The following is a 24,579-nucleotide window of genomic DNA, read 5'->3' as shown; positions in this document are numbered from 1 at the left end:
TTTGGTTTAGTTTTTGCTACCCAAATTTATTTATGCGGATAAGGTACTATTTTTCAAAAATGAGTCAGAAATTGTAATTATGAGTAAAAAATTGTGATAACATAGACAGAGATAAAGAGAGAAGGGGGCGGCACCATGACAGGAAGAGCACAATTTATTCCTGCTTTAACTAAGCCGAATACATATTTCGCGTTTTATAGTGAATGGAAAGATAAAGAGGGTTTTTGGATTCGTTTTTTTGCTATATTAGTCGCTAGCGGATTGTTGCATGCACTTTCATTCTTTGCAGCGTTTCCATCGTTTAAAACTATTTCTTTTGTAGAGGCAGCGAAACTAAGTGGAGCGGAACTTGAGCTCTTGAGATATATCATCGCTTTAGTAGGCGGTGCCTGGGGATTGATCATACCGTTCTTAGTGATAAATTCAGGCGTACTATTTTTATATGTTTTCTTTCGAGATATCGGATTTAAAGCACTTTTTTATGTAATGACGACAGTATATCTTCTATTTATTCTAGGACTCTTATTCGAATTGCCGATTCAGTTTGTAACAGGTGCAGAAGAAGTTGTTCAGCCGTTAGGTTTCGGTTTTGCTGGTGTACTGTTCTTTGAACATGGTTTTTGGCAAGAATTCTTAAACTCCATCAATATCTTTACAATCTGGGGTTCTGTTGTGATGTATTTTGCATTTCGTCAATTATCCTTTAAAGAAAAGAATTACTGCCTCGTTGTTACAATCGGATTTTTTGTTGTTTTTATTTTATTATCTTCGCTATACGCTGCGTTAGCTAGTGGACAGCTGATTTAAGGAGGAGACAAGCTTATGAATAAACTGAAATGGGTTGCTGCAGCTATTATGGTTGTCCTCCTTGTCGTTATGAACATCGTGATTTTTGATAAAAAAGAATCTGCCGCAGTTGAAGCGCCTAGAGTTGCAACTGGGCTATCTACACAAAAAGATTTTACGAAAAAACACGAAACAACTGGTGTTGCACAGTCAAAGAACACATTTGAGATCTATGAAAATGCATCTCTTGGTTCGATTAAAGAAGTGTTGGTATCGAAGGGGGATACTGTTACTTCGGGTCAAACTTTAATCACATATGAAAATGCAGAGATTGATAATGAACTTCGCAACTTGAAACGAGACAAAGAAGCAGCAGATGTTCGAAGCAGCCATTATTCGGGACAAATAAGTGAATGGAAAAGTGAACTTTCGGATTTTGATGAAGAAAAAGACAGCAAAGATGCTAAAGTGCTTCTTCAAGAAAAATTAGCAGAAGCTGAGCTGCAAAGTGACTTGGCTGAAAATGAAAGTTCCGTCTTGTCAGATGAAATATCTGATCTAGAAGAGCAACTTGAGGATCTTAGTGTGAAAAGTCCAGCTGACGGTGTAGTTTCAGAAGTAAATGGAGTTGGCGATGATGAACCACTTCTAACTATTGTAGGTCAAGGAAACTTTGAACTAGTTGCTGACATCGATCAAAAAATGGCTTCTCTCGTGAAAACAGGAGACACAGTTCAAATCAAATCCAACGGTGAAAAGATCTTGATGGGTACTGTTCAAACTGTATTACCAGCTGATCAAAATAATTTTAAGTTGACCGTTCTCGTTGAGGATGAAGCGTCTTGGGTTGAAGGACAAACTGCTCAAATCATCGTAACAGAAAAGCTTGCAGAAAAAGCAATTAGTGTGCCTAAACAAGCAATTTTAATAGATGATGGGAAAACGTATGTGTTAACAATCGTTAAGAACAAATTGTATAAGCTGAAGGTTTCAGCTGGTCTTGAGCAAAAGGGTAACGTGCAGATCACAAAAGGACTTAAAAAGGGTCAGGTTGTTGTGATGAACCCTTCGCCTGTATTTGTTTCAGGGCAGCCAGTCTTAAAGAAGTAATTGTTATTTAGATTTTAAATGTTTACCAATAAAAAACAAGTGGGATTACACTAGTGTTACGTTTTAATAAGAAAAAGGGTTTTGCAAGTATGTTACTTGCAAAACCCTTGTTTTTTTACTTAGCTTTTTTTAGTTAGTGTCTTTAATCTTTTTCGTGCTAACTTTTAGGGAGTGGAGTGGAAGGGTACTGACTCCTGGACAAGTGGGACAGGTGAGACCACTAAAGGCGCGTAGCGGCAGGGGGCACACCGCCAGCCCCGCGGAAACCATGTACCCTGGAACAGAGATCCCCGCTTTCACAATTTACGAATGTTTTGTTAACAAAGACTTTTTAGATGTTGTGAACACTTTTGTCGATTGTTGCTTAGGATCAAACAACGCAATGAGTAAGAAATCTTTCTCCCCTTGTGGCACTAGTTGATCTGATAATGGATCAATCGCAGTTTCCGTGACAAAAGCATGTTTATGCATATCTTTTTCAGAAAGAGTTGGAAACCCATCAATCATTTCAGGGTATTGAGCGAGCAGGGAAAGTACTCTTGATGTTTCTTCTTTGTTCTGTGTGTTCTCCCACCATGGCTTACGTGGTTTGAATTGTTGTCTTTCTAAATAATCAAGTTTCATCAGACTTTCAGCAACAGGAAGTGCCTGTGGTGCAGCTTCTGTTAAGAATGCGATCAAGCGTGTATACAGGTCTTCTAACTGATGACCGATTCTTGACCATCCACGTGTTTCCCAATAGGTCCCGAATTCTTGAAAGAAGTCAAAAGGTGATTGGAATACATGGTGTATCAAGTATTTAACAGTATGATCCATGCGATGATCGTTCCAGTACTTTTCTAATACGTCTTCAACTTGTTTGATACGAATAATTTCATCAAACGTGAGAACGTTGTTTCCTAGTATTTCGTACGGTGAATGATCCATGTACACATAATCATGTTTTTCGGCTGTTAATCGTAGACCTGTACCTCTTAACATCTTCAAGAAACCTAACTGGACTTCTTCGATACCAAATGCGAAAACATCATTAAATGTTTTTCTAAACGAGTTGTAGTCTTCCTCAGGTAACCCAGCGATTAAGTCTAGATGCTGTACGATTTTTCCTCCATCACGAACAGTTGTTACGGTACGCGTAAGCTTTTCAAAATTCTGTCGGCGTTGTACCAGTTCGTTTACAGCATCGTTCGTGGACTGGACACCGATCTCAAAACGGAACAAACCTTTTGGTGCATGTTCATTTAAGTATTCGATGACTTCGGGTCTCATGATATCTGCTGTGATCTCAAATTGAAAAACAACCCCTGGTCTTCTGTTTTCGATTAAGAATGAGAACATATCAAGTGCATAATCTCTTCGAATGTTAAACGTTCTGTCCACAAACTTAATAATCTTTGCTCCGTTATCCATTAAGAAGATCAAATCATCTTTAACGAGCTTTGGATCAAAATATCGAACACCTACTTCAATAGAAGATAAGCAGAACGCACATGAATAGGGACAGCCACGGCTTGTCTCAAAATACGTGATCCGTTTTGATAAAGACTGGATATCTTCTTCGAAGCGGAATGGAGATGGAACTGTTTTTAAGTCCAGTTTTTCACGAGGACCGTTAATTTTAGGCACTCCATCTTTTCGATAGGCAAGTCCAGCAACCGATTCAAAGCTACCACCCTTTTGAATCTGAGTGAGCAAGTGCTTAAACGTTTCCTCGCCCTCATTCACAACTATGAAGTCAACCTCTGGAATCTGTTCGAGCCAATGAGCTACATCATAAGATACCTCAGGACCACCTAAGACGATCTTTGTATCAGGCTTAATTTTTTTAAACATTTGGATAACCTTAATCGTCTCTTCAATATTCCAGATGTAACAACTGAATCCGAGAACATCAGGTTCTTGGCTGTAAAGATCAGTCACAATATTAAGAGAAGGATCCTTGATCGTAAACTCTCTAATCACGACAGGAAAATCAGGTTCACTATATGCCTTTAAATAGCGCAGCGCTAGACACGTGTGTATATATTTGGCATTTAACGTACTTAGTACAGTTTTCATAATTTGATAACCTCATTACTGTTACCCATCAGTTGGGTTTTTTTGATGACAAACTATTTTACCATATTTTAAAAAGAATCAAAAACGAGTATTGTGCTTTGAAACAGCAAATTGCTTTACGGTACAAAGTCAGAACCGATATAGTAGTAATAATTACTTTGTAAGCGTTTATTAAAGGAGGAATCAGGTTATTGTGAAATGGGCTACAGCTGTTAAACATGGCGAGGACTTCATTGGCCTCGTGAAAGAAGAGAAAATTGTCAATGTATCAGAACTCGCGAAAAGCAGAGAGATGGAGTTTCCAACAACCTTACTCGAGGCAATTGCTCTTGGTGACGAATTTTTGGAGAAGGTAGAGAGCTTGATTCACTCTGATCTCGTAGCAAACCATACATATGAACTCCATGAGATCCAGTTAAAAGCACCGATTCCGCGTCCAGGTAAAAATGTATTTTGTATCGGAAAAAATTACCGCGACCATGCGATAGAAATGGGAAGTGAAGCAGACATTCCGGAAGATATCATGGTGTTTTCAAAAGCTCCTACGTCTGTAATCGGTCATGATGAAGGGATTCCTAGTCATTCTTCTATAACCGATCAACTCGATTATGAAGGCGAGCTGGCTATAATAATCGGTAAAACGGGTACGAGTATAGAGAAAGAAGAAGCGATGGATCACGTTTTCGGGTTTACGATCATCAACGATATTACAGCTCGTGACCTACAACAAAAGCATAAGCAATTTTTACTCGGAAAAAGTCTCAACGGAACTTGCCCGATGGGTCCATGGATTGTACATCAGTCTGAGGTACCAAATCCAGATAACCTTTCGATCGTGACAAAAGTGAACGGAGAAGTGAGACAGAACGGAAACACATCTGATTTTATCTTTGACATCCCAACTATGATTAACGAGCTTTCAAAAGGCATGACGCTTGAAGCTGGAGATATTATCGCGACAGGTACACCTGCTGGAGTAGGTAAAGGAATGAAGCCGCCTGTATTTTTGAAGCCCCGTGATGTTATCGAGATTACAATTGAAGGAATCGGTACACTTCGTAATGAAATAGTAGAATGAAGTCGAATTAACTAGTTACATAGAGGAGGAATTCACGTGGAAAAGCTGCTTTATATTAACGGTTCATGGACAGGAGAATCTCTTGAAAAAATAGAGGTGTATAATCCTGCTAACGGTGAAGTGGTAGGGACTGTAGCATCTTGTGGAAAAGAAGAAACAGATGCTGCAATAGATGCTGCGCACGAAGCGTTTCCGAGCTGGTCAAAGTTGACGGCTTATGAGCGCGCTGACTATCTTATGAAACTGCATGACTTGATAATCGAACAAAAAGAAGAATTAGCAGAACTAATGACACTTGAGATGGGAAAACCTTTAAAAGAATCTGTTGGTGAAGTGATGTATGCCGCATCTTTTATAAAGTGGTATGCAGAAGAAGGTAAGCGTATCTACGGCCGTACGATTCCTTCAAGTGCCGAAAATAAAAGAATGCAAGTTTTACGCCAGCCTGTTGGGGTAGTGGCGGCCATTACCCCATGGAACTTCCCAGCTGCAATGATTACAAGAAAGCTAGGTCCAGCGCTCGCTGCAGGCTGTACGTTTATTGTAAAACCACCAAAGGAAACACCACTTACAGCAATTAAATTAGTAGAATTAGCAGATCAAGCAGGCTTTCCAAAAGGCGTTATCAATCTTGTAACAGGATCGTCTTCTGTCATTGGAAAAGCCATTATGGATTCTGAGAAAGTTAGAAAAGTTACCTTTACTGGCTCTACAGAAATCGGTAAGAAATTGATCGAGCAAAGTGCCGCAACTGTAAAGAACGTATCTATGGAACTAGGCGGTCATGCTCCAGCAGTTGTTCTTGAGGATGCAGACCTAAATAAAGCAGTCGCTGGAATCGTAGCTTCTAAGTTTCGTAACGCAGGTCAAACGTGTATCTGTATTAACCGAGTATACGTGCAAGAAAGTGTTTATGAAGAGTTTGTAGAACGAGTGGCTGTTGAAGCTAAGAAATTAAAAGTAGGAAACGGTTTGGAAGAAGGTACAGATATCGGTCCAATCATTAACAAAGACGGGTATGAAAAGATCTCAGAGCACGTGGAAAATGCGGTTTCAAACGGTGCAGAGTGTGTAACAGGAGGAAAAGGAAGAGCAGATAACGGTGGGTATTATTACGAGCCGACGGTCCTGAAAAATGTTTCACAAGATATGTTGATCATGAATGAAGAAACGTTCGGTCCAGTCATTCCAATTCACAAGATCAGCAGTGTTGAAGAAGGGATCCGCCTTGCAAACACAAGTCCATTTGGTTTAGCGGCATATGTTTATACAGAGAGTATGTCCAAAGGAACTCAAGTTGTTGAAGGGTTAGATTACGGAATCATAGGCTGGAACGATGGTGTTCCTTCTGCTGCACAAGCACCGTTCGGAGGTATGAAAGAGAGCGGTCTTGGCCGTGAAGGTGGAGTAGAAGGTATGGAAGCTTATCTTGAAACGAAATACGTAAGTTTCGTATTATAAAATCTTTCTAAGAAACCAGGTGATTGTGAGATGGATCTAGGTCTAAAAGGAAAAAATGTACTCGTTCTTGCTTCAAGTAAAGGGCTTGGAAAAGCTTGTGTATTAGAATTTGCACGAGAAGGTGCGAACGTGATGCTAACAAGCCGTGATGAAGAACAGCTTTCTCTGACAGCGGAAGAGATAAAGAGGGAAACAGGTTCGGATGTTTTCTATAAAAAATGTGATATCACACAGCGTAATGAGATCGATGAACTTGTTGCAGCAGCAGTAGAGAAGTTTGGTAGTGTGGACGTGCTCGTGAACAATGCAGGAGGACCTCCAGCTGGTACGTTTAATGATTTTGAAGATGAGCATTGGCAGGGTGCCTTTGAGTTAACATTACTCAGTCTTGTACGTTCTGTTCGCGCGGTTACGCCTATTATGATTAAAAACGGCGGAGGTCGTATCGTGAATATCGCTTCTTCGTCCTTTAAACAGCCGATCGACGGACTCATCCTATCTAACACTTTCCGAACAGCCATCAACGGATTATCAAAGAGTCTTTCGCAAGAGCTAGGGAAAGATGGCATTTTGATCAATACCATCGGACCGGGGCGAATCGGAACTGATCGAGTAGGTGAATTAGACCAAATGATGGCTGAGAAAAAAGGCGTTTCCGCTGAAGAGGTCAGAACTTCCATGGAAAGCGGAATTCCACTTGGCCGATACGGTGAACCTGCGGAGTTTGCTAAGATGGTCGTGTTCCTTTGCTCTGACGCAAACACTTATATAACTGGCCAGTCACTGCTGATCGATGGCGGTATGGTGAAAGCACTTTAAAAGGAAGAAGCAGCTATGGCTGCTTCTTTTTTTAGTTATTTGAGGGGTATAAGTTTCAGTGTAGATGTCGATATTTGTAGACTCGTGGATAAACAGTGAAAACTTTTGGATTGAGAGTTAAAACTTCTGGATAAAGTGCTAAAACTTTTGGATTGATCCATAAAAGTTGTGGATTCATCTATCAAAAAGTGGATTAATACCCTAGTGCGTATATAATACGGAGCTCAATTAAAAGCCTCAAAAAAAGCTGACTCCAAAAAGAGTCAGCCTCAGTCGATGATTTAAACAGAAAGTACTTTTTTAATGCGTTCGATCGCCCAATCTAGATCTTCATCAGAAATGATCAATGGTGGTGCGAAACGAATAACGTTTTCATGTGTTTCTTTACATAACAAGCCCTGTTCTTTTAAACGCTCACAATAAGGACGAGCTGGTTCGTTCAATTCAACACCGATAAAAAGACCTTTACCACGAACTTCTTTGATCACTGGATTATCAATCTTCTTTAACTCGTCTAAGAAATATTCACCAAGTTTAAGTGAACGCTCAACTAGGTTTTCTTCTACAAGCACGTCTACAGAAGCAACTGATACCGCACAAGAAAGCGGGTTTCCACCGAAAGTTGATCCATGAGATCCAGGATTGAACACGCCAAGTACTTCACGGTTTGCTGCTACACAAGAGATCGGCATTACGCCGCCGCCAAGTGCTTTACCTAAGATGTACATGTCTGGCTCGATCTCTTCCCAGTCACAAGCAAACATTTTGCCTGAACGTCCAAGTCCTGATTGAATTTCATCAGCTACAAAGAGTACATTTTCAGACTTACAGACGTCAAGAGCTTCCTTCAAGAAACCTTCACGTGGAATAACGATTCCTGCTTCACCTTGGATCGGTTCTAGAATGAATGCAGCGGTATTAGGTGTAATGGCTTCTTTTAGTGCGTCTAAGTCACCGTAAGGTATTACTTTGATTCCTGGGAGCATAGGACCGAACCCACGTTGGTAATCAGGATCAGATGACATCGACACAGCAGTCATCGTACGACCATGGAAGTTTCCTTCACAAACGATGATCTCAGCTTGATTATCCGCAACACCTTTTACATCATATGCCCAGCGGCGGACCGCTTTAATAGCTGTCTCAACAGCTTCAGCACCAGTGTTCATCGGTAATACCATATCTTTCTTCGTTAGACTTGATACTTTTTCATAAAAGTCTCCAAGTTGATCGTTATGGAATGCACGAGATGTTAGTGTTACTTTGTCTGCTTGATCTTTTAGTGCTTGAATGATTTTAGGGTGGCGGTGCCCTTGATTTACCGCAGAGTATGCGCTCAGCATGTCCATGTAGCGGTTACCTTCTGGATCTGTTACCCATACACCTTCGGCTACCGAGATAACGATAGGAAGCGGATGATAGTTTTGTGCACCATATTGTTCCGTTTTTGAAATTACAGTTTCCGTATTTTTCGTTTCTGTCTGTTTCAAAGGAAACACCTCTATTCTGCAAGATTTCTCACATTGCTATTATAGCAATGAAAGTGCTTACTTTACAGAGGGAACTCATTTGATTGCCTAGTTTATAGCAGTTCATGGTATAGTTATATGGAGAATTATACATAGGAGGATATATTTATGATTCATGCTCACGTAACATCATGGTTTCTGGCGTTAATTTTGTTTTTTGTAACGTATATGTTATACAAAAAAAATGCCGGAAAAAAATCGAAAATTTTGCATATGATCCTGCGCGTTTTGTACTTAGCAATCCTTGCAACAGGTGGCCACATGCTTGCTGGCTATCTAACGGACCCTGGTATCGTTAATCAAGGGCCGATTATCATCAAAGGAACTTTAGGAGTTGTCCTCATCGGTTTGATGGAGATCATCCTTGTACAAAGAAAACGTGGTGAAAGCCGCCTGCTAAACTGGGTGTTTTTCTGGATTACATTATTATTAGTGTTATTCTACGGTTATTCCGTTCTTGGTTAATACTTTTAAAAGTCGCTCTTTTTAGGGCGGCTTTTTTTATTTGGATAAAATAACCATCTATTGTTTTGTTAACAATGCCTTCTGTACACCGATATAAATGATAGAAACGTAGCACTATATAAATGGGGTTCATTGGACAGATGAGGTGTAAGAATGAAAGAGATGGATGAATATTTAGCGCTATCTCATTTAATCAAGATGAATACGAAAGAGATGGAAGAGCTTAATGATAACTTAATTGAATCAGAACAGCGCTATAAGTCGTTGTTCGATCATAATCCAGATATGATCTATTCTATGGATCTACAAGGTTATATAACGAGTGTGAACCATGCGCTCGTTCAGTCTTTAGAGTATTCAGAAGAAGAGTTGCTCTCAACCCACGCACTGCAATTTGTGTGCGAAGAAGACCACAAACGGGTCGTTGAACACTTCAGGCTCGCCGTACATGATAAACCGCAAAATTTTGTTGCAAATATTAAGAAAAAAGATGGCGGGCACATTTTAAGCAGCATCACGAACATTCCAATCGTCGTAAACGATCAAGTAGTTGGTGTATATGGGATCGGAAAGAACATTACTTGGCAGCAAAAAGCGGAAGAAGAGATCGAACAACTTGCATTTCACGACTCGCTAACAGGTTTGCCAAATCGAAGTTTATTTGAAAAAAGGTTAAGAGAACTCGTTTCTGAAAGTGATCCTGCAAACCATCTGTTAGCTGTGATGTTTGTGGATATTGATCATTTTAAGATCATAAATGAGAGTTTAGGTCACCATATCGGAGACGTTGTGTTAAGGCATGTAAGCAATCAGCTTAGACAAGTAATCCATAGTCAAGATTTGCTCTGTCGATTCGCGGGGGACTTATTTACGTTAATCTTAACGATTGAAAAGCCGTCTGACGTAATCGATACAGCAGATCGGATAGAAGAAGCACTTCAATTGCCGATCTATCTCGATGGCCAAGAGTATACGGTTAGTACGTCGATTGGGGTCAGCATCTACCCAAATGATAGCACGAGTGCCGATGTTCTCATCAAGAATGCAGACACCGCTCTGCATAAAGCGAAAGAAAAGGGCAGAGGAAAACGTGAATTCTTTACGGGTGATATGAACGCATTCACACTTGAAAGGCTAAAGCTAGAAGGCTTTCTACGTAAGGCAGTTCAAAAGGGTGAACTAGAACCTTATTTTCAACCTCAATTTTGTTTAAAAACGGAAAGGATTCTTGGATTTGAAGCGCTTGTAAGATGGAATCATCCTGACTTGGGTCTGGTTTCTCCGATGCAGTTCATTCCTTTAGCTGAAGAGATCGGACTTATTGATGAGATCGGTCGGTTTGTTCTATTCGAGTCTTGTAAGCAGCTAAAAAGATGGCATGATGATGGTGCGCCTCATCTTTCAATCTCTGTAAATGTTTCAGGCAGACAGTTTCAAAGGTTGTCATTTGTATATGAAGTAAAAGAAGCGATAGAAACGGCAGGAATATCCGCTGAATATCTTCACCTAGAATTAACAGAGAGTACGATGATACAAAATGTTCAATACAGCATCAGCATCATGGAAGAATTAAGAGAGCTAGGTGTTCGTCTATCAATCGACGATTTTGGTACGGGTTACAGTTCTCTTAGTTATTTAAAAGATTTTCCGGTCGATTATTTAAAGATCGATCAAAGCTTTATCCGACATCTTAGCGATGACTTTTTTAATACGAGTGATGCGGCGATCATTAAAGCGATCATCATGATGTGTGAAGGACTTTCTCTATCAACAGTGGCAGAAGGTGTAGAAACACATGAACAGATGAAGTTACTTCAAGAGTATGGCTGTCACACTGCTCAAGGATACATAATCAGTAAGCCAATGCCTGCTTGTGAAGCGAGTGAATTTTTAAGGACTTTTCTATTACCAAAAAACAGCACAACTCCGTAAAGAGTGTGCTGTTTTTTTGCTAGATTCTTTTAAACGGAAAGCAACTACTACCGAAAAACATCCATGTATGTTTTATTTTTTCTTTTCATAATACATAAACGCCAGGGCACCGATCAGAATCGAACCTTTTACGATATCTTGTGCGTAGTACGGAACGTTTAGCATCGTTAATCCATTAAGAAGTATACCGATCAAAACGGCACCAACAAATGTACCAATCACATTTGGTTTACCTGCGCCAAACACTGAAAAGCCAATAAAAGCTGCTGCAACACCGTCCATTAATAGAGGAGCACCAGCGGAAACTTGGCCGGTTCCGATTCGTGCCGCTAATAATATACCAGCAAGAGTAGCAAAGAATGCAGATAAAAGATAAGCATACATCTTGTAACGCTGGACAGGGACACCAGATAGACGAGCAGCTTCTTCATTTCCGCCTGTAATATACAATAATCTGCCGAAACGAGTCTGCTGTAGAATGACATGGACAACAATAACCGCGATCAGCATGATGATGACAGGTACCGGAACAGACCATATCTCACCTTGACCAATAAATAAGAAAGAGGGAAGGAAAACACCAGGAGCCGTTCCACCTTCTGATAAAGGCATGTTGTTGTATATTGAAAATCCTTTTGTAAACGTTAGATGCAATCCATTAATAATATACATAACGGCTAATGTTGCGAGTAGATCGGGAAGTCTCACTTTTACAACGAAGAACGAGTTTAATAGCCCTACTAATAGACCGATTGCTATCGGAATAAGAATGGCGATGATCGTTTCTTGGCGATACAGAACGAGTGCTGCAGCACTCGTAACTGTCGCAAGGCTCGCCGTTGATCCAACAGAAAGGTCAAAGCCTCCAACGATTAAAGATATGGTTACACCGATTGCGAGCAACGTAATAATAGAAACGGAGCGTAAGATATCTGTAAAGTTTTGATAACTTAAGAACTTATCGTTTGCTAGACTAAATCCGATAACGGTTAATAATATGACAAGAAGGGTGCCGTATCGGTAAAGAAAAGGAAAGATCTTTTCTTGAAGTGAGAGTTTTGTAGTGTTTATGTCGTTCTCAACGTGTTCTTTATGAACGTACTGTGCCATAATGACCTCCAGTTGCATAGTGCATAATTTTTTCAGTGGTTGCTTCGTTTTTAGTTAATTCTCCTGCAATCTTTCCATCGTATATAACGAGGATTCGGTCACAAAATGCGAGCAGTTCTTGTATCTCACTCGTAAAATAGAGAACTCCTTTTTTGTTGTCAGCTAAGTTTTTGATGCATTGAAACACATCTTGTTTAGCGCCAACATCAATACCTTTAGTCGGCTCATCGAAAATGAACACATCTCCGTCTGTAAGAAGCCATTTACCGATCGAAGATTTTTGCTGATTACCCCCACTTAAATGGTTCAGCAAGAGTGAAGATTTTTGTGTCTTTATACCGAGTTGTTTGATCCATTTTTCAGCTTCGGTTTTTTCACGTTTTCTTTGGATAAACCCGAACTTGGTAAATTGCTTTAAGACAGGTAAGGTTAAATTCTCCACCACATTATAATCGACAAGTATTCCTTCTTTGCGTCTTTCTTCTGGAACAAAGCCGATACCAGCCGAAATGGCTTTTTGAGGGTTTGATATTCTTACTTTTCTACCTTTCATGTAAAGAGAGTCTTTTGATGGATCTGCACCAAACAATGCTCTTGCCGTTTCCGTCTTTCCTGCACCTACTAATCCAGCAACTCCTACAATTTCTCCTTCTCGAACAGACAGGGACAGAGTTTCACCTGTACCTGGAACACTGAACTGTTTGACCTCTAAAAGGGTATCGCCTAGTATTCTATCTTCTTCATCGTTTAAGAGTTCAACCAATTCATTGCCTAGCATCGAGCGAACAATTTCTTCAGAAGTACAGCCAGACGTTTCTTTTTGAAGCGTCACATATCCATCTTTTAAGACGGTTACTTTCGTCGACAGTTCCATAATCTCAGGTAACCGGTGAGAAATATAGATAATGCCAACATCTTGCTTCTGAAGTTCACGAAGTACAGAGAACAGATGCTGAGCTTCTTTCGTACTAAGTGCAGCTGTAGGTTCATCAAGAATAATAAAAGATATATTTCGAGAAATTGCTTTTGCGATGAGTACTAACTGTTTCTCAGCTAAAGAACATTGAGAGAGGGGCATGGCAGGATCCAGTGATAGGCCAACTCTGCTTAATAGCTCTTGAGCCACTTTATATCTTTTTTTCCAGGAGAAGAAGGCAGGACCCGTGATAAAAGTATTCATCGTTACGTTCTCTGCGATACTTAAAGAAGAGACGAGAGCAGTATCTACTTCTTGAACGACCATTTCTATGCCAGCTGCTTTTGCATGAGCCGGTGTTTTGATCGTCAGTTCTTCTGCATCCAACGTGATGACACCGCCATCACGCTCATAATCGCCCGAGAGTATTTTCATGAGTGTACTTTTACCTGCGCCATTTGCGCCTAAAAGAGCATGGACCTCACCGCTTTTTACGGTAAAGTCCACTCCTTTTAAAACAATCTGTTCACCAAACGATTTTTGTATAGAAGTTAATGAGAGTGTCGTCATTGTTGGTTATCCTTACGTAAGTTTTCCATCCAAGGTGATGTTCCGGCATCTGATTTGCCCCAGCCTTCTACGTACTTACCGATCTCGTCCATAGATACTTTGGACTTAGGCAGGTCCTCTTTTTCTACAAGGTGAGGCTGTACACTATAGATCTGAGGTGTTTCTTCACCGGCTACTTTTTGGTAGAGAAAGCGTACTTGCAGCTTTCCAACATCAGCAGGATCTGTTGCTGCTGTTGAAACCCAAGGACTGTTTTCTTCTTGCATCAGTTGTAGATCTTCGTCACTTAAGTCGATTCCATATACTTTAATTTCGTCACGTCCAGCTTGTTGGATCGCACGCGTTACGCCTTTAGCAAATTCGTCCCAAGGAGCGAATACAGCGTCAATATCCCCTTTTTTCGGATATTTCTGTAGTAAAGCTTCCATTTGTGACTGTGTATCAAGGGCCGTATTTTGTGTCGCTGTACCAAATCGAGCGATTTCTTTAATAGACGGATAACGTTTCTTAAAAGCTTCATACATAACGTTTCTTCGTTCCATCGGTGTGAAACCGCCTACCCAAACGTATACGATCTCACCTTTTCCATTTAAGTCTTGCGCCATGCTTCGTAAAGCATTCCACGAAAGGCTATAGTCATCCTGGTCGATAACGGTTACCCCTGGTATGTTGATGTCACTATCAAAAGCTACAACAGGAATTCCTGCTGCAACTGCTTTTTTTACACTTGGTGCAATTGCATCAGCACGACCATGATCGATTAAGATTCCATCAACTTGCTGGTTTACGGCTGTTTCTACATATGCTGCCATTTTTGAAAGGTCGTTATCAGCGTTATAGATCTGTACCTCACCACCGAACTCTTCAACTTGCTTCTTTACGCCACTAATATATTGAGAAGAAAAAGTACCAATAGAGAACTGGTTGATCGAAGCGATTTTTAAAGGCTTCTGAAGCTGTTCTGGAACTTTGCTAGATGTTGTAGCCGTATTTTTTTGTTTTGATTGTGACTCATTTGCGGCAGTAGGTTTCGCTTCTGTCTTATTGGAAAGAGCATCTTGTTCATTGGTGCATCCTGTTAAGAACAAAGCAGTGGTTAGGCAAGCGGTTGCCAAGACTCTATAAGGTTTCAATCTTTTCATCCTCCTTAAGTGTGGCTAGCGCTTCTCGATAATTGCCGCTCACGATCCCTTTTTCTGTAATGATCGCTGAAATGTATTCAGCAGGAGTGACATCGAAAGCTGGGTTGAATACTTTTATTCCTTCCGGTGCAATACGAACACCGTTTAGATGAGTGACTTCTTCTTCTGGACGTTCTTCGATCGGAATATCATCACCGCTTGTTGTTTTTAAATCCAAGGTAGATAGAGGACAAGCTACATAGAAGGGAATACTAAGTGCTTTTGCTTGAAGAGCAAGCCCAAAAGTTCCGATCTTGTTTGCTGTATCTCCATTCGCTGCTACTCGGTCACATCCAACGATAACCGCTTTAATGTTCTTTGTTTTAAGCGTGTGGGCTGCCATATTATCTGTGATCAAGGTCACATCAATATCGTTTGCTTGGAGCTCCCATGCTGTTAAACGAGATCCTTGTAAGACAGGACGCGTTTCGTTCGCATATACAGAAAGATTCCAGCCCTGCTCTTTTGCAAGATGAAAAGGTGCTAAAGCTGTTCCATATTTGCTTGTCGCGATGGCACCCGCGTTACAGATCGTCATAACAGCATCTCCGTCTTGAAGTAGCGATAAGGCGTACTCACCGATCTTTCTGCAAGTATTCTCGTCTTCTTCTTGAATTAAAAGTGCTTCAGCTTCAATGTTTTTTTTCGCCTCTTCTACAGAAGCGGATCGTTCGGCAGATGCCACAACACGGTCTAAAGCCCAAAATAAATTAACAGCTGTCGGGCGAGAGGAGGCTAAGTAATCTCTTTGTTTATGTAATTTTGATAAAAACGAAGAATGATCGGCCTCTGTCTCAGAATTACTCCAAAGTGCGAGTCCGAACGCTGCAGCAATTCCGATCGCAGGAGCGCCTCGAACTTTAAGTTTGGAAATGGCATCCCATACGTGTTCAATCGTGGTTACGTTTAAGTAAACCGTGTGATGGGGAAGTTGTTGTTGATCTAATATAAGAAGGTGGTTACCTCTGTATCGAACAGAAGGAACCCACTTTTCAGCTACAGTCATAATTTAAGCACCTCTAATCCAGTCAGTAAGTTCTGTGATGTTTGTAATGTTTCTCTGATTTTTAATAAGTTTTGCACCTAGCTCTAGCGCTGTTTTTTTATAAAAGAGCTCAACTTCTTTTTGGGGTATAGAGTCTAGATCAGCTACATGTGCAAGTCCGATCGTTCTTCGAATGATTTCACATCCAGCAAATCCAATTGCTTCTTGAAACGTTTTTTCTAAGAAATTTTCAAGAACACCGTCGATCTTGGCAAAAGGATCAGTCGCTTTCTCGTTCCAAAGCTGTGTGAACGTTTCTGTGTATGTCTCCCAAGTCTTTTCAATCGTTTGTAACAGATAGGTTTGTAAAGTTTCACGATGAAACGGCTCTTTCGCATGTGCATTCTGAGAAAGATGATTAAGCGCAAGGTTAGCTATGAAGTGAGCGATATCAAATCCTGCTGGACCATAGAAAGCAAACTCAGGATCGATCACTTTAGTAGAGTCGCTCTTTACAAAAATACTTCCAGAATGTAGATCACCATGAAGAAGAACTTCTGCTCTTGTTAAGAATGATAGTCGCAGCTGAGCTACCTCTTGTAAAAGCTCTTTGTCATTCCAAATTAGATCTACTTCACTTTGAAGTTCAGCAGGGAAGTCGTTCGTTTCGTTGTTGAAAAAAGGATCTGTGAATACTAAGTCTTCCGTGATCTTGCAAAGCTCTGGGTTTGAAAATCGTTTAACTTGTTCTTTTTTCTCAAATGGATGAAGGTGAAAGTCACTAGAATAAAAAGCGGTCTTAGCCGCAAACGTTCCAATGTCATCAGCAAGTTGTGTATAAATTTGACCATCAATAAGTCCTTTTCGAAGGATGACATGATCAGATAAATCTTCCATAACCGTTACCGCAAGCGTTGAGTCTGAATATAAAACCTTCGGAACTAAGTGTGGAACCGATTCTGCTTCTTTTAATAAAGCATCGCTTTCGATTCGTGCGCGATCTAGTGTGAGCGGCCAGCTTTCACCAACCACTTTTGCATAAGGAAGTGCTTGTTTGACGATCAGTGCTTTTTTGGAGAGTGCGCTTTCTATATGAAAAACAAGGTTTAAGTTGCCATCTCCAATCTCTCTAACATGCAGTTGGTTTTGTTCGGATGCATCGAAAAATGCTAAAGGTTTTACCACATCAAGGACTGTCAATTCATTTAACGGTTCATATGTAGGTCTTACTTGTACGCTCATTTTGTGTTCCCCCCGGAAAGTTTTTTACAAATAAAAAGAGCCTCTTTTCGTATAAGAAAAGAGGCTCGGAATGATGATTTCCCGTGCCTCTTATCTTAGCAAAACAAAATGTTTTGCCGGAATTAGCACCGTGCCATACGCTGAGTTAGTCAGCGGCTCCCCATAGAATGCGGGCGCCCCATCTTACAATGGTATTACGGTCGGTTGCTGGGTTTCATCGGGCCATATCCCTCCACCTGCTCTTGATAAGAGACCAAAATTATTTGTTTTTTAATGCGTAACAATATTCACGCAATTCATAATCGTTATACTACAACGTTGTATGAAGATCTGTCAACACTAAATTTTAAAAATGATTTAATAAAGATCTGTTCGACGATCGTTAAACACAGGAACCTTTACGCGTACTTCGTCTACTAATTCAGGTGATATCTCTGCTGTAAGGACCTCTTCATCGTACACCGATCCTTCAGCGATAATATCTCCCCACGGATCAATGATTAGAGATTGACCTGCGAAGGTATTTTTAGGGTCGCTTCCTACCCGGTTGCAAGCAACCACATAGCATTGATTCTCTATGGCACGTGCGGTAAGCAATGCACGCCAATGGGTCTGTCTTTGAATCGGCCATTCGGCAGGAACGAATAAAATTTTAGCCCCGTTTAAGAAAGGTGCGCGAATCCATTCAGGAAAACGGATGTCGTAACAGATAGCAAGAGTGGAGAGGTTGCCGTCGATAGTAAACAGGTTACCGTTACTTCCTGGTGAGATATATTTTTCTTCTTCCATAAGGGTAATGAGGTGAGCCTTTGAATAGGTGCCAACCTGTTCACCGTTTCTGTTGTAAGTGAATGATGTATTGTAAACTGTGTTGCTTTCACGATACGCGATAGACCCGCCGACAATATTAATATCCAGCTCTTTAGATAATCGACTTAACCATTCCTTTGCTTTTTTACCATAATGATCGCTAATCTCATCTAATCGAGTAAGATCATATCCTGTATCCCACAGTTCTGGCAGAACGATCGTATCAGGTTGGTGCTCGACAACCGCTTCACGGATTTTATTTTCTATGTGTTCATAATTTTTTTCAGGATCGCCAAAATGTATATCAACTTGAATACAGGCAATTTTCATGATTGTACCCTCCAGATTATAAAAAAGTCTTTACAGAATTTCCTTAAGCGTATAACATAACTGATTAGAATTTCAAGAACATTCAAATTAGACTGGAAGTGATCGTCGTGAAACAATTTGAGCAGGCAGAAGTGATGGGGAAACTGCCGGAGCAATTTTTCGCCAAACTTGTAAAAAAAGTATCTCACTATGTGGAGCAAGGCTATGACGTTATTAATCTTGGGCAAGGAAACCCTGATCAGCCCACTCCTCAGCATATTGTAGATGCATTGAAAGAGGGAGCTGATCGACCTGATTTTCATAAGTATTCACCGTTTCGCGGTCATGGATTTTTGAAGCAGGCAGCTGCCGATTTTTATAAACGAGAATATGGGGTCACACTTGATCCTGAGAAAGAAGTAGCTGTACTCTTTGGCGGGAAAGTGGGTTTAGTAGAGTTGTCACAGTGCTATTTAAACCAAGGAGATGTTGCACTCGTTCCAGATCCAGGATACCCGGACTATTGGTCAGGTGTAGCAATGGCTGGTGCTACGATGGAGACAATGCCTTTAAGAAATGAAAATAATTTTCTGCCGAAGTATGATGAAATAGATAAAGAGGTACTGGAAAGAGCAAAGCTTATGTTCTTAAACTATCCGAACAACCCGACTGCAGGTGTTGCCACTGAATCCTTCTTTAAAGAAACAGTGGAACTCGCTAACAAACACGATATACTCGTGTGCCATGATTTTGCATATGGAGCTATCGGATTCGATGGGCAAAAACCGGTCAGTTTTCTACAGATCGAAGGAGCAAAAGAGGTAGGGATAGAGATCTATACGCTTTCCAAGACCTATAACATGGCTGGATGGCGCGTTGGTTTTGCCGTTGGAAACGAATCTGTCATCGAATCCATTAATCTACTTCAAGATCATTTTTATGTAAGCTTGTTTGGAGCGGTTCAGCATGCAGCAGCTGAGGCATTAAATGGGTCACAGCAATGTGTGGATGAATTGGTAGATACATATGAACGACGACGAAATGCATTCATTGGACGTTTAAATGAAAATGGATGGAACGTAGATTCGCCAAAAGGTTCATTCTTCTGCTGGCTGCCTGTACCTGAAGGGTATACATCTGAAACGTTCGCAGACTATTTGCTTGAGAAAGCACATGTCGTAGTCGCACCAGGCATTGGATTTGGAAGCGAAGGCGATCGATATGTACGTGCCGGTCTTTTAACGTCTGAAGAACGTTTGATTGAGGCTGCAGATCGAATTGCTAAATTATTTTAGAAGTTTTATTTAATTCTTTATGCCTCTTTGATTAGTTGAATGGAGTGAAAGATGCGAGACTCCTAAGGGACAGGCAGGCAGTCCGAAAAGTGGAAGTGTCTCGTACAGCCCCGACAAGCAGGGTGTGACACTTAAGAGTGAAACGTACGAATGTGGCTCACTGTCTGCCCAGTGGAAAGCGAGTATCTGGAACGGAGATCAACATCTTTCAAAAACTTTAAAGCTTACTAATGAGATGTTGAAGGTTTTGGTTGACAGATCCTTCATACCCTGTCATAATCACAATTAAAATTATATTCTAACAATTTGCACTCTTATTAAGAGCAGGTGGAGGGACTAGCCCGATGAAACCCGGCAACCATTCAGTTAATTTAGCTTAACTGAAAACGGTGCTAATTCTTGCAGTCAAACGTTTGGCTGAGAGATAAGAGGAAGCGGAACTGTCAATATGTAGACACCCCTTCCTCGTGAAGGGGTTTTTTGCGTTTTGAAAGGAGAACGACGAACATGAGCAAAATTACAGCTACGTACTTAGTGCATGATAAAAAAGAGAATCTACACAAAAAAGCAGAAGGCATCGCACTTGGACTTACAGTAGGTTCTTGGACAGATCTTCCCCAGCTTGAGCAAGAACAGCTAAAAAAACATAAAGGTATCGTGGAAGAAGTCATTGAACTTCCTGAAGATCCACGTACAGATCAATTTTTAGGAAGTAAAAGAACTAGGGGCTTACTCAAGATTTCCTATCCATCAGCAAACTTTTCAAATGACATTCCTGCTATACTAACGACGGTTTTCGGTAAACTTTCGTTAGATGGTGAGATCAAACTCGTAGATTTAGAGTTTGATAAGAATCTAGAACAGCAATTTCCTGGTCCAAAGTTCGGAATAACTGGAATCCGAGATATCTTAGGCGTACATAACCGCCCGCTTGTTATGAGTATTTTTAAAGGGGTACTCGGAAAAGATCTTTCATTCTTCAAGCAGCAATTATATGAGCAGGCCTTAGGTGGGGTAGATCTTGTAAAAGATGATGAAATTCTTTTTGAGAACCCACTTACTCCTTTTGAAGAAAGAGTGAAAATCGCTAAAGAAGTATTAAAGTCTGTTCATGAGCGAACAGGCGAAAAGACGCTCTACGCAGTTAACTTAACAGGCAGAACGAGTGAACTTCGAGACAAAGCGAGGCGCGCAGCAGAATTAGGAGCTAACGCATTATTGTTCAACGTTTTATCCTACGGACCAGATGTATTGCAAGAACTAGCAGAAGATAAAGAGATTCCGCTTCCAATCATGGCACACCCTGCATTATCCGGAGCTATAGGATCATCGTCTCTCTATGGAATTGGTTATTCCGTGATATTAGGCAAACTGCTTCGTTATGCAGGAGCAGATCTTGTGTTGTTCCCATCACCATATGGAAGTGTGGCACTTGATCGTAAAGAAACGTTAAGCATAGCAGATGCTTTAACAACAGATAGCATTTCGTTAAACAAGTCGTTTCCCGTCCCATCAGCGGGTATCCATCCAGGTTTAACACCTGTTTTATACAATGATTTCGGATTGGACAGTGTAATAAACGCGGGTGGAGGCATTCATGGTCATCCAGATGGAGCTGCTGGTGGAGCGCGTGCTTTCCGTCAAGCTATTGACGCAGTTGTTAAAGGAGAAGACTTTGAGAGCTTTGCTGAAAAACATGCAGAACTACAAAAAGCATTAGAGCTTTGGGGCGGTGTTCCTGTAAAATGACAACTCAACACCAATCGGTAATCTTTTGTGATTTTGATGGGACAGTTACCGAAAAAGATAACATCGTCGCGATCATGGAAGAATTTTCACCTGAGGGCTGGCAGCCGATCGTTAATGAAATCTTGAATGAAACGATCTCGATTCGAGAAGGTGTAGGAAAGATGTTTTCTAGAATTTCTTCGGATAAAAAGGAAGAGATCGTTGAATTCGTCCTAACACGTTCTAAGATCAGAGAAGGTTTTCAGGAATTTATTCAATTTACTCAAAGTGAGAGAATTCCTTTACACATCGTAAGCGGTGGTATTGATTTTTTTGTTCATCCTGTTCTAGAGAACAAGCTAGATTCAGAATACGTTTTTTGTAATAACAGTGACTTTTCAAATGACACGATAAAAATAACTTGGCCCAATGCGTGTGATGATCAATGTGACAATGATTGTGGCTGCTGCAAACCATCTGTTATCAGGCGACTGGAAGAGAAGTTCCCACGAGCTGAAAAGATTGTAATCGGTGATTCGATAACAGATCTTCAAGCCTCTAAGATGGCTGATGTTGTTTTCGCAAGAGACTATCTGATTGAAAAATGCGAAGAAAATCGAATACCATACACACCATTTGAAACGTTTCATGACATCATTCATGTCTTAGAGAAAAGAGGTGTAAAAAGTTGAGTAAACAACAGCGTTGGAATGAGCTCGCAGATGTAAAGGATGAGCTGGCATCAAGAGACTGGTTTCCTGGAACAAGTGGTAACGTATCGATTAAGGTAAGTGACTTGCCTCTTGCTTTTTACGTTTCTGCAAGCGGAAAAGATAAAACAAAACGTACCTCAGAAGACTTTCTTTTAGTTGATCAGTACGGAGAACCGGTAGAAGATACGCACTTAAAAGCTTCAGCAGAAACAGGTATCCATTGTGAAGTGTATCGGTTAACAGATGCAGGCTGTTGTTTACATGTTCACACCGTAGATAACAACTTAATTTCGGAGTTGTATGGTGATGTTGGGGAGGTGACGTTCCAAGGCCAAGAACTGATAAAGGCTTTTGGAATATGGGAAGAAGAAGGAAGTATAACGGTTCCTATTGTTGAAAATTATGGTGATCTCTCCAAGCTGTCAGAAGCGGTGGGTGCGGTGATAAAGCCTGATACAAAAGCTGTTTTGATCCGTAATCATGGTATTACCGTATGGGGCAGAAATGCTTTTGAAGCGAAGAAACACTTAGAAGCTTTCGAGTTTCTATTCTCTTACCACATCAAGTTACAAACTTTAAACGTTTTAAATAAAAATCAATCATTTGGAGGCGTTAAAAATGGCACAACTACGATTTCATGATAACAACGAAAGAATTGAAAAACAAAGCGAGGTAGAATCGTACTTAAACTCACAGGAAGTTATTTACGAAAAGTGGGACATTGAAAAACTTCCATCCCACCTTCGTGAAAATTTTTCGTTAAGTGATGAGGACAAAGCAGAAGTGATTCAAACCTTCCGCAGTGAGATCGATGATATTTCTGAGCGCAGAGGGTATGTAACAGAAGATGTTATCTCCCTTTCTGATGCGACACCAAACTTAGATGAGCTTTTGAAAAACTTCTTAGCTGAGCACCATCACACAGATGATGAAGTACGCTTTATCGTTTCTGGACATGGAATTTTTGCGATCGAAGGACCTAACGGAAGATTCTTCGATGTTGAACTTGAGCCAGGAGACCTTATCTCTGTTCCTGAAAATTTCCGTCACTATTTCACGCTGCAAGAAGATCGTAAAGTAGTAGCGGTCCGCATCTTCAAATCAAAGGAAGGCTGGGTACCGATCTACGATAAACAGCCGCAAGAAGCACAATAATTACTACACACCATTTCATTTGATTGAAATGGTGTGTTTTCTTTTGTAATGAAAGAGTAGATGGTGGTTTAGGCGCTCGTCCAGCGGCTGACAAGCACGATGGACGAGCGCCATACAGAAAATACGAACGCCATACAAAAAATACAAAAAAAGCATCGGACGTTAATATCCGATGCTTTATCCAATTCCACATTATTTTAAAGCTCTTTTGATTTTCTTAGGTTGATCAAGCGATACGTGTGCAGGGCAATAACCTTTAGCACAGCATATACTGGAACAGCTAGAATCAATCCAAGCAGACCGCCAAGACTACCGGCTACAAGCAAAATAGAAATAATAGTTAGCGGATGAATATCCAGCTTTTTACCCATAACTTGAGGAGAGATTACATTACCCTCGATCTGCTGAGCAATAACCATAACGACTAGTACTTTGATGACCATCGCTGGCGAGTCAACAATGGCTACGATCAGTGCTGGGACGACTCCGATAATCGGTCCAAGGAACGGAATAACATTAGTGAACATCGCGATGATAGCTAAGATCAGCGAGTACTCGATTCCAATTACGAGATAACCGATATACAGCATTGTACCGACACAGACACTGACAAGGATCTGTCCTTGAATGTAAGAACTAAGTGCGATGTCCATGTCTTTTAGAATTTTTGTACCATTATTACGCTGTCTTTCTGGAAGAGTTTGAAGCACCATCTGTGGAGCTTTTTCACCCTCTTTTAGCATGTAATAAAGAATGAAAGGAACAGTAACAAAAATCATAATAATGTTTGTGATGATTCCAATAAAGTTTGCGATGTTCGTACCAATTGTTTGAACACTAGTAGACAAATAAGCAGTCACTTTATCAGAGATTTCTTTCACATCAAATTGGTCACTTTCTTGGAAACGGCTTACCCATTCATTTTGCTGTAAATCATTTAGTTTTGAACGAATTGCATCGATTAAAGCAGGTGTATTCTCGATTAAATTACTTACCTGTCTTTGTAGTATCGGACCAATAGAATAGAATAGCAATACGAAAAGTCCGATCGCAAGCAGATAGATGAGAAGGATAGATAACACCTTCGGCACATTTCGCTTATGCAAGAACTGAACGACTGGCCGGAACAGATAATAAAGAACACCGCCAAGTAAAAACGGGAAAAATAACGTTTGAACAAGAACGACGATCGGCCTGAAAATAAAGTCAATCTTTGTTCCTACTAAAATGATTAAAAAAATGAGCAGAAATCCGTAACCGATACGAAAAAATTTCGACTGTGGCATGTAATTATCACCTTTATCTTCTGAAATATGTATTCATTATA

General features: G+C 40.6%; 21 protein-coding genes and 2 riboswitches. Of the genes, 12 read left to right on the top strand and 9 right to left on the bottom strand.

Features of this window, described 5'->3' with window-relative positions:
* The first annotated feature begins 135 nt into the window (after positions 1-135).
* Together FS458_RS13280 and FS458_RS13275 are read left to right on the top strand one after the other, a co-directional pair.
* Complete coding sequence (locus FS458_RS13280) at positions 136-807, top strand: hypothetical protein (protein ID WP_144701242.1); 672 nt, start codon at positions 136-138, stop codon at positions 805-807.
* A gap of 15 nt (positions 808-822) precedes the next feature.
* Positions 823-1,896 carry an efflux RND transporter periplasmic adaptor subunit gene (locus FS458_RS13275; protein WP_144701240.1) on the top strand — a complete coding sequence of 358 codons (1,074 nt, stop codon included), beginning with the start codon at positions 823-825 and terminating at the stop codon, positions 1,894-1,896.
* 303 nt (positions 1,897-2,199) lie between these two features.
* Here the strand turns inward: FS458_RS13275 and FS458_RS13270 are convergent, their stop codons facing one another.
* The gene (locus tag FS458_RS13270; protein ID WP_144701238.1) at positions 2,200-3,954 is read right to left on the bottom strand and encodes a B12-binding domain-containing radical SAM protein; all 1,755 of its coding nucleotides are present in this window, start codon (positions 3,952-3,954) and stop codon (positions 2,200-2,202) included.
* 193 nt (positions 3,955-4,147) lie between these two features.
* Here FS458_RS13270 and FS458_RS13265 point away from each other — a divergent pair, with 193 nt between their 5' ends.
* The 3 genes from FS458_RS13265 to FS458_RS13255 are packed head-to-tail and all read left to right on the top strand — an operon-like array spanning position 4,148 to position 7,312.
* Entirely contained in the window at positions 4,148-5,032 is an 885-nt protein-coding gene (locus FS458_RS13265; RefSeq protein ID WP_144701236.1) for a fumarylacetoacetate hydrolase family protein, read from the top strand.
* A gap of 36 nt (positions 5,033-5,068) precedes the next feature.
* Positions 5,069-6,493, top strand: coding sequence for an NAD-dependent succinate-semialdehyde dehydrogenase (locus tag FS458_RS13260; RefSeq protein WP_144701234.1), 1,425 nt, complete (start codon positions 5,069-5,071; stop codon positions 6,491-6,493).
* A 30-nt stretch (positions 6,494-6,523) separates the two neighbouring features.
* Complete coding sequence (locus tag FS458_RS13255; protein WP_144701232.1) at positions 6,524-7,312, top strand: SDR family oxidoreductase; 789 nt, start codon at positions 6,524-6,526, stop codon at positions 7,310-7,312.
* A 281-nt stretch (positions 7,313-7,593) separates the two neighbouring features.
* Here the strand turns inward: FS458_RS13255 and FS458_RS13250 are convergent, their stop codons facing one another.
* Positions 7,594-8,802, bottom strand: coding sequence for an ornithine--oxo-acid transaminase (locus FS458_RS13250; RefSeq protein WP_144701230.1), 1,209 nt, complete (start codon positions 8,800-8,802; stop codon positions 7,594-7,596).
* Between the two features lie 147 nt (positions 8,803-8,949).
* Here FS458_RS13250 and FS458_RS13245 point away from each other — a divergent pair, with 147 nt between their 5' ends.
* Together FS458_RS13245 and FS458_RS13240 are read left to right on the top strand one after the other, a co-directional pair.
* Positions 8,950-9,306, top strand: a complete 357-nt coding sequence (locus FS458_RS13245; protein ID WP_066392958.1) for a DUF1516 family protein — start codon at positions 8,950-8,952, stop codon at positions 9,304-9,306.
* 153 nt (positions 9,307-9,459) lie between these two features.
* Positions 9,460-11,238, top strand: coding sequence for a sensor domain-containing protein (locus FS458_RS13240; protein ID WP_144701228.1), 1,779 nt, complete (start codon positions 9,460-9,462; stop codon positions 11,236-11,238).
* Between the two features lie 72 nt (positions 11,239-11,310).
* Here the strand turns inward: FS458_RS13240 and FS458_RS13235 are convergent, their stop codons facing one another.
* The 6 genes from FS458_RS13235 to FS458_RS13210 all read right to left on the bottom strand — a co-directional run bounded on the left by FS458_RS13235 (position 11,311) and on the right by FS458_RS13210 (position 18,382).
* Positions 11,311-12,348, bottom strand: coding sequence for an ABC transporter permease (locus FS458_RS13235; protein WP_144701226.1), 1,038 nt, complete (start codon positions 12,346-12,348; stop codon positions 11,311-11,313).
* Positions 12,329-13,834 (bottom strand): sugar ABC transporter ATP-binding protein, encoded by a 1,506-nt coding sequence (locus tag FS458_RS13230; RefSeq protein WP_144701224.1) that lies wholly within the window; start codon positions 13,832-13,834, stop codon positions 12,329-12,331. The genes FS458_RS13235 and FS458_RS13230 overlap by 20 nt, the downstream gene beginning before the upstream one ends.
* The gene (locus FS458_RS13225) at positions 13,831-14,976 is read right to left on the bottom strand and encodes a sugar ABC transporter substrate-binding protein (protein WP_144701222.1); all 1,146 of its coding nucleotides are present in this window, start codon (positions 14,974-14,976) and stop codon (positions 13,831-13,833) included. The genes FS458_RS13230 and FS458_RS13225 overlap by 4 nt, the downstream gene beginning before the upstream one ends.
* A complete protein-coding gene (gene mtnA, locus FS458_RS13220) occupies positions 14,954-16,021 on the bottom strand; it encodes an S-methyl-5-thioribose-1-phosphate isomerase (protein WP_144701220.1) in 1,068 nt (355 codons plus the stop codon). The genes FS458_RS13225 and mtnA overlap by 23 nt, the downstream gene beginning before the upstream one ends.
* Before the next feature lie 3 nt (positions 16,022-16,024).
* The gene (mtnK, locus tag FS458_RS13215; RefSeq protein WP_144701218.1) at positions 16,025-17,242 is read right to left on the bottom strand and encodes an S-methyl-5-thioribose kinase; all 1,218 of its coding nucleotides are present in this window, start codon (positions 17,240-17,242) and stop codon (positions 16,025-16,027) included.
* Positions 17,243-17,329: 87 nt separating this feature from the next.
* Positions 17,330-17,494: riboswitch (SAM riboswitch) on the bottom strand.
* 105 nt (positions 17,495-17,599) lie between these two features.
* Positions 17,600-18,382, bottom strand: coding sequence for a carbon-nitrogen family hydrolase (locus tag FS458_RS13210; RefSeq protein ID WP_144701216.1), 783 nt, complete (start codon positions 18,380-18,382; stop codon positions 17,600-17,602).
* Positions 18,383-18,489: 107 nt separating this feature from the next.
* Here FS458_RS13210 and FS458_RS13205 point away from each other — a divergent pair, with 107 nt between their 5' ends.
* The 5 genes from FS458_RS13205 to FS458_RS13185 all read left to right on the top strand — a co-directional run bounded on the left by FS458_RS13205 (position 18,490) and on the right by FS458_RS13185 (position 23,252).
* Positions 18,490-19,656: a pyridoxal phosphate-dependent aminotransferase gene (locus FS458_RS13205; protein ID WP_144701214.1), complete on the top strand. Its 1,167-nt coding sequence runs from the start codon at positions 18,490-18,492 to the stop codon at positions 19,654-19,656.
* Positions 19,657-19,967: 311 nt separating this feature from the next.
* A riboswitch (SAM riboswitch) is annotated at positions 19,968-20,087 on the top strand.
* 76 nt (positions 20,088-20,163) lie between these two features.
* Complete coding sequence (locus FS458_RS13200) at positions 20,164-21,405, top strand: 2,3-diketo-5-methylthiopentyl-1-phosphate enolase (RefSeq protein WP_144701212.1); 1,242 nt, start codon at positions 20,164-20,166, stop codon at positions 21,403-21,405.
* Positions 21,402-22,076: a 2-hydroxy-3-keto-5-methylthiopentenyl-1-phosphate phosphatase gene (locus tag FS458_RS13195; RefSeq protein WP_144701210.1), complete on the top strand. Its 675-nt coding sequence runs from the start codon at positions 21,402-21,404 to the stop codon at positions 22,074-22,076. Before FS458_RS13200 ends, FS458_RS13195 begins: the two co-directional genes overlap by 4 nt.
* Positions 22,073-22,738 carry a methylthioribulose 1-phosphate dehydratase gene (locus tag FS458_RS13190; RefSeq protein WP_144701209.1) on the top strand — a complete coding sequence of 222 codons (666 nt, stop codon included), beginning with the start codon at positions 22,073-22,075 and terminating at the stop codon, positions 22,736-22,738. Before FS458_RS13195 ends, FS458_RS13190 begins: the two co-directional genes overlap by 4 nt.
* Positions 22,716-23,252, top strand: coding sequence for a 1,2-dihydroxy-3-keto-5-methylthiopentene dioxygenase (locus tag FS458_RS13185; RefSeq protein ID WP_144701207.1), 537 nt, complete (start codon positions 22,716-22,718; stop codon positions 23,250-23,252). Before FS458_RS13190 ends, FS458_RS13185 begins: the two co-directional genes overlap by 23 nt.
* A 197-nt stretch (positions 23,253-23,449) precedes the next feature.
* Here FS458_RS13185 and FS458_RS13180 read toward each other — a convergent pair whose 3' ends face one another.
* Positions 23,450-24,538 carry an AI-2E family transporter gene (locus FS458_RS13180; protein ID WP_144701205.1) on the bottom strand — a complete coding sequence of 363 codons (1,089 nt, stop codon included), beginning with the start codon at positions 24,536-24,538 and terminating at the stop codon, positions 23,450-23,452.
* Between the last annotated feature and the right edge of the window lie 41 nt (positions 24,539-24,579).

The organism is Fictibacillus phosphorivorans, assembly GCF_007673525.1.
In the GTDB taxonomy this organism is placed as follows: domain Bacteria; phylum Bacillota; class Bacilli; order Bacillales; family Fictibacillaceae; genus Fictibacillus; species Fictibacillus phosphorivorans_C.
Note: the sequence above shows the minus strand (reverse complement) of the source record. Positions and strands in the feature narration are given on the sequence as shown.